This is a genomic window from Streptococcus sp. HMSC066F10, from assembly GCF_001813805.1.
GTDB classification, from domain to species: Bacteria; Bacillota; Bacilli; order Lactobacillales; family Streptococcaceae; genus Streptococcus; species Streptococcus vaginalis.
Genome location: NZ_KV813959.1, coordinates 22,094 through 35,100 on the forward strand (window position 1 = coordinate 22,094; position 13,007 = coordinate 35,100).

General features: G+C 39.8%; 13 protein-coding genes. 1 reads left to right on the plus strand and 12 read right to left on the minus strand.

Translation table 11 applies throughout. The annotated features are described in order from the left end of the window. Positions 1-19 precede the first annotated feature (19 nt). Positions 20-913, minus strand: coding sequence for a DNA polymerase III subunit delta' (locus HMPREF2933_RS01940; RefSeq protein WP_024052033.1), 894 nt, complete (start codon positions 911-913; stop codon positions 20-22). Beyond that, complete coding sequence (tmk, locus tag HMPREF2933_RS01945) at positions 910-1,548, minus strand: dTMP kinase (RefSeq protein WP_024052034.1); 639 nt, start codon at positions 1,546-1,548, stop codon at positions 910-912. Before tmk ends, HMPREF2933_RS01940 begins: the two co-directional genes overlap by 4 nt. A gap of 154 nt (positions 1,549-1,702) precedes the next feature. On the opposite strand from tmk, the gene HMPREF2933_RS01950 reads away from it, so the two are divergent. Further along, positions 1,703-2,566 carry a YitT family protein gene (locus HMPREF2933_RS01950; protein ID WP_070584034.1) on the plus strand — a complete coding sequence of 288 codons (864 nt, stop codon included), beginning with the start codon at positions 1,703-1,705 and terminating at the stop codon, positions 2,564-2,566. Between the two features lie 69 nt (positions 2,567-2,635). Here the strand turns inward: HMPREF2933_RS01950 and HMPREF2933_RS01955 are convergent, their stop codons facing one another. The 10 genes from HMPREF2933_RS01955 to mgtA form a co-directional block, all read right to left on the minus strand. After that, entirely contained in the window at positions 2,636-3,292 is a 657-nt protein-coding gene (locus HMPREF2933_RS01955) for a CBS domain-containing protein (RefSeq protein ID WP_024052036.1), read from the minus strand. 145 nt (positions 3,293-3,437) lie between these two features. Next, positions 3,438-4,148, minus strand: a complete 711-nt coding sequence (locus HMPREF2933_RS01960; RefSeq protein ID WP_003032369.1) for an ABC transporter ATP-binding protein — start codon at positions 4,146-4,148, stop codon at positions 3,438-3,440. Beyond that, positions 4,148-4,912 carry an ABC transporter ATP-binding protein gene (locus HMPREF2933_RS01965; RefSeq protein WP_003032371.1) on the minus strand — a complete coding sequence of 255 codons (765 nt, stop codon included), beginning with the start codon at positions 4,910-4,912 and terminating at the stop codon, positions 4,148-4,150. The genes HMPREF2933_RS01960 and HMPREF2933_RS01965 overlap by 1 nt, the downstream gene beginning before the upstream one ends. Continuing rightward, positions 4,912-5,862 carry a branched-chain amino acid ABC transporter permease gene (locus tag HMPREF2933_RS01970; protein ID WP_024052037.1) on the minus strand — a complete coding sequence of 317 codons (951 nt, stop codon included), beginning with the start codon at positions 5,860-5,862 and terminating at the stop codon, positions 4,912-4,914. The genes HMPREF2933_RS01965 and HMPREF2933_RS01970 overlap by 1 nt, the downstream gene beginning before the upstream one ends. Positions 5,863-5,865: 3 nt before the next feature. Further along, positions 5,866-6,735, minus strand: coding sequence for a branched-chain amino acid ABC transporter permease (locus HMPREF2933_RS01975; RefSeq protein WP_024052038.1), 870 nt, complete (start codon positions 6,733-6,735; stop codon positions 5,866-5,868). 390 nt (positions 6,736-7,125) lie between these two features. Then, positions 7,126-8,289 carry an ABC transporter substrate-binding protein gene (locus tag HMPREF2933_RS01980; protein ID WP_024052039.1) on the minus strand — a complete coding sequence of 388 codons (1,164 nt, stop codon included), beginning with the start codon at positions 8,287-8,289 and terminating at the stop codon, positions 7,126-7,128. 82 nt (positions 8,290-8,371) lie between these two features. Continuing rightward, the gene (locus tag HMPREF2933_RS01985; RefSeq protein ID WP_042754006.1) at positions 8,372-8,641 is read right to left on the minus strand and encodes a DUF2129 domain-containing protein; all 270 of its coding nucleotides are present in this window, start codon (positions 8,639-8,641) and stop codon (positions 8,372-8,374) included. A 92-nt stretch (positions 8,642-8,733) separates the two neighbouring features. After that, positions 8,734-9,348: an ATP-dependent Clp protease proteolytic subunit gene (locus tag HMPREF2933_RS01990; protein WP_224783675.1), complete on the minus strand. Its 615-nt coding sequence runs from the start codon at positions 9,346-9,348 to the stop codon at positions 8,734-8,736. Between the two features lie 88 nt (positions 9,349-9,436). After that, positions 9,437-10,066 (minus strand): uracil phosphoribosyltransferase, encoded by a 630-nt coding sequence (upp, locus tag HMPREF2933_RS01995; protein WP_003025639.1) that lies wholly within the window; start codon positions 10,064-10,066, stop codon positions 9,437-9,439. A gap of 97 nt (positions 10,067-10,163) precedes the next feature. Then, on the minus strand, positions 10,164-12,818 hold the full coding sequence (gene mgtA, locus HMPREF2933_RS02000; protein ID WP_070672409.1) for a magnesium-translocating P-type ATPase: 2,655 nt from the start codon (positions 12,816-12,818) through the stop codon (positions 10,164-10,166). Positions 12,819-13,007 lie beyond the last annotated feature (189 nt).

Sequence of the window (13,007 nt, forward strand, 5' to 3'; positions counted from 1 at the left end):
CCTGTGCCAACGTAGCACATCATTCTCTTTCTTGTAACACCATATATTCTAGTGCATTTTGAAAACTAACATTTGCTTGCCACATTTTCCTCGCTGTAAATATACCGTCTAAGTAATAGCGTCCACACTCTGTTTCCATCTCTTTAGCAAATAAAATTTCCAGCACCTTCAAAGCCTGTCCTTGCTTTTCCTTATCATCAGCCAGACTAGCTAACTTCGCAACCTGCAAATAGGCGATTGCTTTTTGATTCAAGCAAAAAGATACAAGACATTCACATTCATTAACTAGTTCAAAAAATGATGAACTAGCTGCCAAACGCATAGCTTCTTCTTCCGTCTGACTGTAAACTGTCAACAATTCTGCTTGCATCTTCATCACTCCAGCTTGTTCTAATTCCTCAAACAAATATGCTTTATTTTTCGGAAAATAAAATCGCTGCGCTCGACTTTTAATGGTCGGCAAAATAAGGTTTTCATCTGCCGTCAGTAAAAAAATATACACTTCACTTTGCGGCTCTTCAATCACTTTCAGCAGTGAATTAGCCGCATTGACATGCATTTTTTCTGCGTCACAAATGATAAAAACTTGCTTGTTGCTCTCAAATCCAGACTGCGAAAAATTGCGTACCAATTCTCTGACTCGCTCTGTCTTTATAATATTATTGATTGGTCGAACAACCGTCACATCTGAAAAATCCTCTGCCTCAATCAAGCAGCAATTTCGACATTCACCACAGGGTAAGACACCATTTTTATTGGTACAAAATAAACTCTGTGCTAAACATTGAGCCATCTCAAAACTACCGCAAGCTCCTGTAAACAAATAAGCATGATTCAGCCGATGTTGCTGTAAAATGTGCTCAAAACGCTCAAACAAAACTGGCTGCAACTGAGCTAATTCTTCTATTTTCATCTTAAACTCTCAACTCGTTCTGCCAATACTGCTAAAGTATCTGCGACGACCTTTTCTAATGGCTGACTGGCATCAATCTTTCTCACACGATTTGGCTCTTTTTCAAGAATAGACAAATATCCCTCACGCACGCGCTGGTGCCATTCCACACTTTCACGATCCAAACGGTCCGCACCACGCTCTTTGCTCTTAGCAATACGAGCCAAGCCCTCCTCTGCTTCAATATCAAAATAAAGGGTCAAATCTGGCTTCAAACCGTCGGTCGCAAAATCATTCAGCCAATCAATATCAGCCACCTTCAGACCTCGACCAAAACCTTGATACGCCACCGAACTATCAATAAAGCGATCCACCAGCACCATTTCACCACGATCTAAAGCAGGCAAAATACGTTCCACCAAATGTTGCCTGCGACTGGCAATATAAAGGAGCAATTCCGTTTTTTCATCGATTTCCGTATGCTTCGGATCTAAAACAACATCGCGAATCTTCTCCGCAACTGCCACTCCACCAGGCTCACGCGTTGTGACAAACGCCTGCCCTTTTGCTTCTAAAATGGGAATCAAAGCTTCTAAAACACTTGATTTTCCTGCACCATCTGGTCCCTCTAAAGAGATGAACATTCCTTTTGACATACTAACTCATTTCTTCCTTTTTCTCCTTTCTATTTTAACAAAAAACTCCAGAAAAATCATTGTCAGAAAAAGTTTAAAAAAATTTTTTCAAAATGATACATAAGTTTTCAAGATTTGATACAATAGAATGTACAGAAATTATTAGGAGGTTATCATGTCTAAGTTTAAAAACTATCTAACGATTGTTCTAGGAGCTGGAATTTTTGCTTTTGCAATCAATTATCTGATTATTCCGAATCATTTGTATGAGGGAGGCGCAACTGGTGTGACCCTCATTACATACTATCTTTTTAAGATTCCTGTTTCACTGATGAATCTCATCATCAACATTCCTCTTTTCATTATTGCTTGGAGAATTTTTGGATCGCGACTTTTGTACTCTAGCATCTTAGGAACCTTTGCCGTTTCTGCTTGGCTGACGATATTTGAAAAAATCCCTTTCGTGATTAACCTTGAAGGCGACCTCGTGATTGTGACGCTTCTGACAGGGATTATTGCTGGTGTTGGACTAGGAATTGTTTTCAATGCCGGTGGTACGACTGGCGGTACCGATATTATTGCTCGAATCGCTAACAAGTATACGAATATCTCCATGGGAAAATTGATGTTTACTGTAGACTTCTGCGTCCTTATTTTCGTTATACTTGTTTTTAAAGATGTTCGCCTAGTGACTTATACCTTGATTTTTGTCTTTATCGCTTCACGAGTGATTGACTTGATTGGTGAAGGCGGTTATGCCGGCAAGGGCTTCATGGTTATTACTAGCCGCCCAGAAGAATTGGCAAAGAAAATTGATGAAGATCTCGGTCGTGGAATTACTTTCATCAATGGACAAGGCTACTACAGCGAGAATGATTTGAAACTCATTTACTGCGTCGTTGGACGAAACGAAATGCAATCCATGAAAAAAGTTATTCATAGCGTCGATCCACATGCCTTTATTACCATTACAGATGCCCATGAAATCCTTGGTGAAGGCTTTACCTTAGATGTCAATAAGCAACCGATTCAGAAATAATCTTGCTCCCATTATAAAAAAACGCATGAACACAGTTAAATGAACTGCTCTCATGCGTTATTTGTTGTCTTATAATGCTTTTGCTGAAGTACGGGTAATGTTTTCTACCTGAATGCCTTTGTCTTCAAATTTCGCTTTTAAAGCCGGCAAATCCACATTACCATCAATTTGAACTTCAATGATAACTTTGCCATCTTTGCGTGGAATATTAACAGCGTTAGAGATATTGAGATTTTCTTCGACAATCAAATGCACAATCTTCTCCAACACGCCGACTTCATCTTCTGTAATGAAACGCACGCGAATGCCTTCTTCACCATAGCCAGCAATTTCAAGAAAGGCTCTGAAAACATCACGATCTGTAATGACGCCGTATACTTGCTGATTGTCCACCACTGGCAAAATGCCAATTTTATTTTTCAACATCAAGTAAGTAGCATCTTCCAAACTAGCAAATTGTGACACCGTCACCACATCACGAATCATGACGTCTTTAATCTTTGTCTTGTTTAGCAAATAATTCATCTCGTAAATGGATAAGCTCGTTGCTTTTGAAGGGCTTGCTTCGGCAATCGTTCCTTCAGTCACCAAACCAACCAATTGGTCATTTTCAATAACAGGAAGCCGGTGTAATCCCTGCTCACGCATAATATCCGCCGCATGCGCTACTGTCGTGTCTGGGCTAATATACACCACTTTTCGCGTCATAAAATCTTTAACTGCCATGGAAATCTCCTTTATCTCTGATTTTTCAGTTCTATTATACTGTATTTTCTAGTTTATTTCAAACGCTTTCAAGGTACTTGCTTATGTTTTCAAGAATACTATTAGTGAATAAAAAAGAAGTAGAAAACCACTTCTTTCTCCTTTTTCACCCACCAAGATAAGCCTTGCGGACTTCATCGGAAGCGAGCAATTCTTTTCCTGTGCCAGACAACACGATGTTTCCTGTTTCTAAAACGTAGCCACGGTCGGCAATTGAGAGGGCTTTATTGGCATTTTGCTCGATCAATAGAACAGTTGTGCCTTGCTTTTGAATATCTTGAATAATATCAAAAATTTCTTGAATGAAGAGAGGAGCTAGCCCCATTGAAGGCTCATCCAAAAGTAGGAGTTTTGGAGTAGACATAAGTGCTCTCCCCATAGCAAGCATCTGCTGCTCGCCTCCAGAAAGAGTTGCAGCGTCTTGATTCTTACGTTCCTCTAAACGCGGAAAGCGTGAGAAGACTTTTTTTAGATTCGCTTGATTTTCATCACGATTTGTCTTTAAGAAAGCACCCATTTCTAGGTTTTCCAAAACAGTCAGGCCTGGGAAAACATGGCGTCCTTCGGGTACCTGAGAAAGCCCTGCTGCTACAATTTTCTGAGCAGGAACTTTTTGAATTTCATTTCCTAGAAACTCAATTTTTCCTGCACTTGGACGAACCAGTCCTGAAATGGTCCGAAGAATCGTGGTTTTTCCGGCACCATTGGCACCGATGAGAGAAACAACTTCGCCCTCATTGACTTCAAAGCTGACATCTCGGACAGCCTGAATCATGCCATAATGGACAGAAAGATTTTCAACTTTTAGCATAGACATTAGGCTTCACCTCCCAGATAGGCTTCGATAACACGCTTATCATTTTTGATCTCGTCAGGAGTTCCGTGTGCGATCAAACGACCATACTCCAATACATAAATTCGCTCCGTCACTTCCATGACTAAACTCATGTCATGCTCAATCAGCATAATTGTAATCTGAAATTCATTTTTTATGCGACGAATTAACTCTGTCAATTCTGCTGTTTCTTGTGGATTCATTCCCGCAGCAGGCTCATCAAGAAAGAGAATTTTTGGTTCTGTTGCTAGAGCACGCACAATTTCCAAACGACGTTGTTGACCGTAAGCTAAATTCTTAGCAAGTGTTTCTGCTTCACCGTCTAGGTCAAAGATTTTTAGTAATTCCAGAGCCTTCTCACGCAATTCTGCTTCATTTTTATAGAAAGCTGGCAAACGAAAGAAGCTAGCAAAAACATGTGCTTTGTGGTGATTTCCCAAAGCAATCAAGACATTCTCTAAGACTGTCAAATCTTTAAACAAGCGAATATTTTGGAATGTTCGACTGAGCCCTAAAGAAGCAATCTTATAAGGAGCCTTGCCATTGAGCAAATGCCCATCCAAGGTCACGCTTCCTTCACTTGGCTCATAAACACCGGTCAGTAAATTAAATAAAGTTGTTTTTCCTGCACCATTTGGACCAATGAGACCGACTAATTCCCCATCATTCAGCTCCAAGGTTACATCACCAACAGCAGTCAACCCACCGAAATTTTTTGTTAGATTTTTTACATCAAGAAGCGCCATTAGTTGACCTCCTTATCTTTTTTAAAGAAGCGTGAGAGGCTTAATTCCCATGTACCAAGAAGTCCTCCTGGACGGAAAATCATCACCAAAATTAAAGCAAGAGAGTAGATAATCATCCGAATACTTGCTACATTTTGAAGTACCATGTTTAAAATTCCCAAGACAATCGCTGCAACAATGGTTCCTGTCATGGAACCCAAGCCACCAAATACCACGATAATCAAGACATTGATGCTATTGATAAAAGTATAATCTTTCGGCACAACAGAGCCGATAAATCCTGCTTGGAGTGAGCCTGCGATACTAGCTGTCATCGCCCCAAAAACAAAAGCAATGACTTTGATTTTAGTGGTATTAACCCCTACAGATTCTGCTGCAATTTCATCTTCACGAACTGACAAGGTTGCTCGTCCAATCGGGCTGCGCAAGAAATTGATGGTTAAAATGGTTGTGATAACTACAAAGAAATACACCATTTGCCAATTGGTAAAGGCAGGAATACCCAATATACCCGCAGCTCCATTGGTCAAATCACCACCGTTAATGATTAAAATGCGAATGATTTCAGAGACTCCAAGCGTTGCAATCGCCAAATAATCACCTTTCAAGCGAAGAGTAGGAATCCCGACAACCAAAGCCACTGCTCCTGCAATCAATGCTCCTAACACCATAGCCGCAAAAAAGGCAGGATAAGTAGCTGTTCTCGAACCAATAATTGCAGCCGCATAAGCACCAATTGCCATAAAACCAGCATGTCCCAGAGAAAATTGACCTGAGAAACCGACAATCAAATTCAAACCTACTGCTAAAATAATGTTAATGCCGATTTGTTGTAAGATTTGTAAGTAAAAATCATTCAAAACTCCAGCGCTGACAAGTAAGGCAATCAAACCATACCCTGCAAGAAGGAGCACAAACCATAAAATATTTACTTTTACATTCTTTTTCATAGCCTATACCTTCTCTTTCACATTCTTACCAAGAATTCCTGCAGGACGAACAAGCAAGATTAAGATTAAAATACCATACACAATCGCATCACGGAAATCTGACATACCAAAAGCTGTCGCAAAAGTTTCTAATAGACCAATGACAAAGCCTCCCAATGCTGCTCCTGGGATAATACCAATCCCACCAAGTACTGCAGCGACAAACGATTTCAACCCTGGTGTCATTCCCATCAAAGGCTCAAGGGAATTATAATAAAGCGCGATGAGTACACCTGCTGCTCCTGCCAAAGCAGAACCTAAAGCAAAAGTGAAACTAATTGTACGATTGACATTGATTCCCATTAACTGCGCCGCATCACTATCGACCGAAACTGCCCTCATCGCTTTCCCCATTTTGGTCTTTTGAACAATGACTTGCAATAACACCATCAAGATTAAGGAAATGACCAAAATCATCAGTTGGATATTGGTGAGACTAATCGGTCCAAAATTATAACGAACCGTTTCAATCACTTGCGGGAACGAACGAGTATTGGCTCCCACAAAATAGACCATCACATATTCCAAGAAAAATGAAACACCAATCGCAGTAATCAAAGCTGCAATCCGAGTTGAATTTCTCAATGGACGATAAGCCAGAAACTCGACCAGCACACCTAAAGCTGCTGTCCCAACCATCGCCAAAATCAAGGCAAGGAAAAAATTAAGATGAAGAGAGTTAATCAGGAAATAGCCCATAAAAGCGCCCATCATATAAATGTCTCCATGAGCGAAGTTGATGAGTTTGATAATTCCATAAACCATGGTATAACCGAGAGCGAGCAAAGCATAGACACTCCCCAGAATCAGACCATTAACAAGTTGTTGGAGCATGGCCACCACACTTTCTAATTATAGTATAGAAGAAAGAACTATGTGATTTTTCACATTTTCTTATCTATCGTGAAAAAAGAGCGAGTCAAGTCATCATTTCAAAAAAATTGATTTTTCTCACTCATCTATTCTAAGTTTGAGCAAATGAGACCGTTAAACCTTTTAAGTCTCACTTCACAGTTGATTACTTTTCAACAGCTTAAAACATATCTAACAATCAATCACTAGGTATTACAAACCATAATAAAAAATATTCTTAAGACTAAGACTTTTGTCCCGCCTCTTTTCTTTTAGCCCATATAAAGAGAAGTAACTATCTACGATGTTCACCATAAATAGTTACTCTTTTATACACTATAAAATATATTTTAAGCAATTTCTTGAGAAGGATTATGGCTTAACCGTTTCAGCTGCTGTGACCTTTCCATTGTTCATGGTCATCATAAAGGCTGTTTTAACAGTATTATGATTCTTGTCAAAGCTAGTATCACCTGTTACACCTTCAAAATTCTTTGTCTTAGCAAGATTGTCTTTGATGTCAACAGATGTTTTAGCACCCTTAGCAGCATTGGCAACAAGATAAACAGAGTCGTATGCTAGCGCTGCAAATGTTGAAGGTTCTTCATTGTTGTATTTCGCTTTGTAAGCTTCAAGGAATTTCTTTGCTTTATCTGAGACATCAACTGTTGAAGAGAAGCCTGAGATATAGTAGATATTTGAAGCTTTAGCTGGTGTTGCTTGTTGGACAAATTCTTCGCCATTAAAGCCGTCACCACCAACGATTGGCTTATCAATGCCCATACCACGCGCTTGGTTTACAATTTTACCAGCTTCTGTATAATATCCAGGTACGATAATGGCATCAAAATCTTTGCCTTTCATTTTGGTAAGAGCTGCTTGGAAATCAGTATCACCAGCGACAAACTTTTCATCTGCAACAATCTCACCTTTGTAGGCATTACGGAAAGCTTTTGCAACACCTTTAGCATAGTCACTTGAGTTATCTGTATAAAGTACAACTTTTTTCGCTTTTAAATTTTCTGTAACATATTTAGAAATGATTTTCCCTTGGAAACTGTCTTGGAAAGTTCCGATGAATAAGTATTCTTGATTTTTCGTCAAACCGTCTTGTGTCGCACTAGGAGAAATCAAAGGGACACCTGCTTTTGTCGCATTGGGAACTGCCGCTGCTGTTGCACCAGAAGTTGCAGGTCCTACGACTGCATTTACTTTTGATTGGGTTACCAAGTTAGTCGTGACAGAAGCTGCTTCTGCTGTTTCAGATTTATTATCCTTGTCAACAACTTCAAGTTTCTTGCCGTCAATACCACCGGCTTTGTTGATTTCATCAACAGCCAGTTGGGCACCTTTTTGTTCAGCTGTCCCGTATGCTGCTGTTGCACCAGTTTCTTCAAAGTTGAATCCAATTTTAATGGTCTTGTCAGCAACTTTTGTACCAGTTGCATTGGAACCACCTGACTTTACTTCCCCACAAGCGGCAAGAAGGGCAACGCTTGCAAGAGCAACAAATGATAGAGCAAATTTTTTCTTCATATTCTTATCTCCTCGTTCCGAAATGATATGTTAAGAATATACCGAATTATCTGACAATTGTCAAGCGGTAAATGAGATTTTTTTATATGTTTACGTTTTCTTTATCTCTAAACAGACTTCCAACAAAGTCTGTGTCTAATTCTTGAATATGGCAGACTCGTACTTGTTTGACATATTTTTCTTTAGATAGTTTCTCAACAATACGATCTACTTGCACAGTATCTACATACAGCTGGAGGTAACGATGATTTTTAGAATGATAGACAATGTCCCCAATAGCTTCTATTTTTTTCACATCTCGATTATAATATAAATACACAATTATCCCTGTGCGTTCTTCTTTTTTAAACATGAATTTTCTTTCTAATTTATTTTTATCATTTATAAGTATATCAAAAAAATGCCCATCAGAGGACATTTTTCATACAGTAATAAACAAATGGATTAGTTTAATTTATTATTTGCCATAATTTCATCAATGAAACCATAATCCAAGGTTTCTTGAGCGCTCATCCAATAATCGCGTTCTGCGTCTTTATGTACTTGCTTAATGGTTTTCCCTGAATTATCCGCAAGGATTTTCTCCAAGTTATTCCGAGTTTTCAGCAAATGCTCAGCTGCAATCGCCATATCGGTTTGTTGCGTACCGCTACCAGTTCCGCCCATTGGTTGGTGAATCAAGTATTCTGCATTCGGCAACATGAAGCGTTTGCCTTTAGCACCGCTTGAAGCGATAATAGTTCCCATGGAAGCAGCCATCCCCATGACAATTGTTTGGACATCTGACTTGATGAAGTTCATGGTATCAACAATCGCTAGACCAGCCGATACAGAACCTCCTGGTGTATTGATATAAAGATAAATATCCTTTGTACTATCTTGAGCATCTAGGAAAAGCAGTTGGGCAATAATAGAATTGGCCATGTTGTCTTCAACTGCTCCAGTTAGCATAATAATGCGATCTTTTAAAAGACGCGAGTAAATATCGTAGGAACGTTCTCCACGGCTTGTTTGTTCAATAACTACAGGAATCATTGTATTCTCCTTTTCATCTGATATTTTAATCTGATCAACAATTCTTAGTGAGATTTTTCAAATATGAGACTATTATAGCCTTTTGGTCAAAAAAGGTCAAACATAAAACTCATTATTTTGTACCGAAAAGACGATCTCCTGCATCTCCCAATCCTGGAACGATATAGCCGTTTTCATTCAAGTGATCATCGAGGGCCGCTGTAAAGATTTCTACGTCTGGGTGAGCTTCTTGTAAAGCTTTCACACCTTCTGGCGCTGAAACAAGGCATACAAATTTAATATTGTGTGCTCCGCGTTTTTTCAATGAATCAATGGCTAAAATAGCTGAACCACCTGTCGCCAGCATTGGATCTACCACAAAGATTTGACGTTGGCTAATGTCTTCTGGTAACTTCACGAGGTACTCAACTGGTTTTAGGGTTTCTTCGTCGCGATACATACCAATATGTCCAACTTTAGCAGCTGGCACAAGGCTCAAAAGACCGTCCACCATACCGATACCTGCACGTAAGATTGGGACAATGGCTAATTTTTTACCAGCCAATTGTTTTTGAACCGTCTTTGTAATCGGCGTTTCAATTTCCACATCTTCTAATGGTAAGTCACGTAAAACTTCATAGCCCATCAGCATAGCAATTTCATTTACTAACTCACGAAAAGCCTTAGTAGAGGTATCCGTACGACGTAAGATAGACAATTTATGCTGAATGAGCGGATGTGCGATCACTTGAAATTTTTCCATGATTGGTTTTCCTTCTTTCAATTTATTCTTCTTATTATATCAAAAAAACATAAAAAAGGCTCGTGACAAACAAGCCTTTTCAAAGATTGTCAATTGTTTACAACCATTCATGGTATTTCTTAATATAAAGATGCTTCACAAACGTAACACTTGCCATATATAAAATCATGACAAGGATTAAGAATAAGAAATAAGTACCATTTAATGGAGCGACTTTTAAGAGAGCTGCAAAAGGACCGTAGGGCAATAAGGTTACAAAGAAGACGGCTGCTAGGGTCGTCATGACTACAGACAAAGCCGGTCTGCTTTGAATAAATGGCAATTTGGGTGAGCGCAACATGTAAATAACCATCGTTTGTGTCCACATGGACTCAATAAACCAGCCTGTTTGGAAAATAGTAATGAACTCGCTAGACATCCCATGATGATAAACAGAGCCAGTCATCATCGGTGCAACGATAAAGAACAAAATCAAGAAGGTCATACAGTCAAAAATAGAACTGATTGGACCAATCCAAGCCATGAAACGAGTAATGGATTTTGCACTCCAAATGCGCGGTTTTTGTAAAAATTCACAGTCGACATTGTCAAACGGCAAAGCGATACAAGAAATGTCATACACCAAATTTAGCACAATCAGATGAATCGGTGCCATAGGCAAAAATGGTAGGAAAATACTTGAAATCAACAAGGAAAAGATGTTCCCGAAGTTGGAACTGACTGTCATCTTGATATATTTGGTCATATTAGCATAGACTTTGCGACCTTCCACCAAGCCTTTTTCAAGCACCAACAAGTCCTTATCTAATAGGATAACATCAGCTGTTTCTTTAGCAATATCGACAGCTGTATCAACTGAAATCCCTACATCAGCTACTTTCATAGAAGGTGCATCATTGATGCCGTCTCCCATATAACCAACCTTGTGCCCATTTGCTTTCAGCTGCAAAATGATACGCGCTTTTTGGTCAGGAGATAATTTTGCAAAAACAGTTGTAGTTTCAACTACCTTGCTCAATTTTTCATCTGACATCGTTTCAATCACAGAGCCAAGTAGGATATGTTCTGCATCTAAACCAACTTTCTCACAGACCGCTTCTGTGACTTTTTCATTGTCACCTGTCAAAATTTTGGTGGCAACACCATATTCTGCTAAAGCCTTGATAGCAGGCGCCGCAGAAGGTTTTGGCGGGTCAAGAAAGGCAAGATACCCCGTCAAAATCATATCAGATTCATCTTCTACTGTGTATTCATAGTCAGCATCTAAGTCTGAGCGATAGCTGACGCCCAGCACGCGCAGTCCTTGTTCATTTAACTGTGCAACTTCTGCTAAAATTTCTTGACGAATTTCTTCCGTCAAAGGAAGGATTTTCCCTTTGTCTTCGACATAATTTGAAATGGCTAACATTTCTTCCAAAGCACCTTTTGTTACCATGCTAACGACATTTTCATCATCTCGAACCAGCACACTCATGCGGCGGCGTTCAAAATCAAAAGGCAATTCATCAATTTTCTTAAAAGTTTGGTCCAAGTTCCGAACGATTTCATGCTTTTCAGCTTCTTTTTCTGTCCGATTGATAATAGCACGATCCATTAGGTTTTTTAGCCCTGTTTGGTAATACGAATTAAGATAAGCCCTGCGAAGAACGGCTAAATCAAGCTCTCCATGAATATCCAGCGGATATTCCAAGACAATCTCATCTTGCGTCAATGTACCTGTTTTATCCGTGCAAAGGATATCAATCGCTCCCAAATCTTGAATGGCATTGAGTTTCTTGATGACAACTTTTTCTTTTGCCATAAGAATAGAACCCTTAGCCAAGCTTGCAGTGATGACCATAGGCAGCATTTCTGGTGTCAAACCAACACCGACACTAAGTGCAAATACACCAGCCTCCAACCAATCTCCGTCTGTCAGACCATTGATGAAAAAGACAACGGGCACAAGTACCAGCATGAGACGAATGAGCAGCCACGAAATACTGTTCATTTCCCGCTCAAATGAAGTTGGTTCGTCATACGTATTGAGCGTTTGCTCAATAGCACCCATCTTGGTATCGTCTCCAACGACCAGAACAAGAGCAATGGCACGACCAGAGATTACATTGGTTCCCATAAAGGCAAGTGCTTCAGACTCAAGCAAGCTATCTGTTTCTTTTGTCTCACATTTATCCAGCGCCATTTTTTCAACAGCATCACTTTCACCTGTCAAACCTGACTGTTGCACAAAGAAGTCGCGCGAATCTAAGATTAGCACATCTGCTGGTAGCATATCTCCTGCACTCAAGCGGATAATGTCTCCTACTACTAATTCTGTAATCGGAATTTCTTGCTCTTTTCCCTCACGGACGACTGTCACTGTATTGACAATCATACGTGAAAGATTGCTGGCTGCTTTGTCGCTCCGCAATTCTTGCACAAAGCGAATACTACCAGACAACAAGACAAGGACAACAATGATGATAAATGTCGTCGGGTCTTCTTGCCCTGGCTTTGCCAGCCAAACATTGGTCACCAAGGATACCAATGCAATGAGTAAGAGAATGACGGTAAAGGGATTGATAATGGATTCATAGATCTTTTTAAAAATTGAATCTTCTTGCCCTTTAGTCAATTCATTTTCGCCGTATATATCACGGTTTTCCTCAACTTGCTCTTCTGTCAGCCCTGCTCTGGAAGTGTTGAAAAAAGTCATCGTATCCAGTACAGACATGCGAAGAGCATCTGTTAATCTTTCTTTTGCTGTTTTCACTGATTTCTCCTCTATCTAAGACGCATCCAAGCAACAAAATAACTGCACACAGCTTTTTGCTCAGATATCGTTCATTTGCTAGAGTCGATTCCAAAGGGAGCATGAGGAATGCTCAGATATGGCAATCGACTGGTTTTCTGTTGACTCGGGTGATCATCATTTGCCATATTCCTCACTCCTTTCCCCTGC

Bases quoted from the DNA above. Each gene is read 5' to 3' on its own strand.
- HMPREF2933_RS01940 (WP_024052033.1), bottom strand. From the start codon at position 913: ATGAAAATAGAAGAATTAGCTCAGTTGCAGCCAGTTTTGTTTGAGCGT.
- tmk (WP_024052034.1), bottom strand. From the start codon at position 1,548: ATGTCAAAAGGAATGTTCATCTCTTTAGAGGGACCAGATGGTGCAGGA.
- HMPREF2933_RS01950 (WP_070584034.1), top strand. From the start codon at position 1,703: ATGTCTAAGTTTAAAAACTATCTAACGATTGTTCTAGGAGCTGGAATT.
- HMPREF2933_RS01955 (WP_024052036.1), bottom strand. From the start codon at position 3,292: ATGGCAGTTAAAGATTTTATGACGCGAAAAGTGGTGTATATTAGCCCA.
- HMPREF2933_RS01960 (WP_003032369.1), bottom strand. From the start codon at position 4,148: ATGTCTATGCTAAAAGTTGAAAATCTTTCTGTCCATTATGGCATGATT.
- HMPREF2933_RS01965 (WP_003032371.1), bottom strand. From the start codon at position 4,912: ATGGCGCTTCTTGATGTAAAAAATCTAACAAAAAATTTCGGTGGGTTG.
- HMPREF2933_RS01970 (WP_024052037.1), bottom strand. From the start codon at position 5,862: ATGAAAAAGAATGTAAAAGTAAATATTTTATGGTTTGTGCTCCTTCTT.
- HMPREF2933_RS01975 (WP_024052038.1), bottom strand. From the start codon at position 6,735: ATGCTCCAACAACTTGTTAATGGTCTGATTCTGGGGAGTGTCTATGCT.
- HMPREF2933_RS01980 (WP_024052039.1), bottom strand. From the start codon at position 8,289: ATGAAGAAAAAATTTGCTCTATCATTTGTTGCTCTTGCAAGCGTTGCC.
- HMPREF2933_RS01985 (WP_042754006.1), bottom strand. From the start codon at position 8,641: ATGTTTAAAAAAGAAGAACGCACAGGGATAATTGTGTATTTATATTAT.
- upp (WP_003025639.1), bottom strand. From the start codon at position 10,066: ATGGAAAAATTTCAAGTGATCGCACATCCGCTCATTCAGCATAAATTG.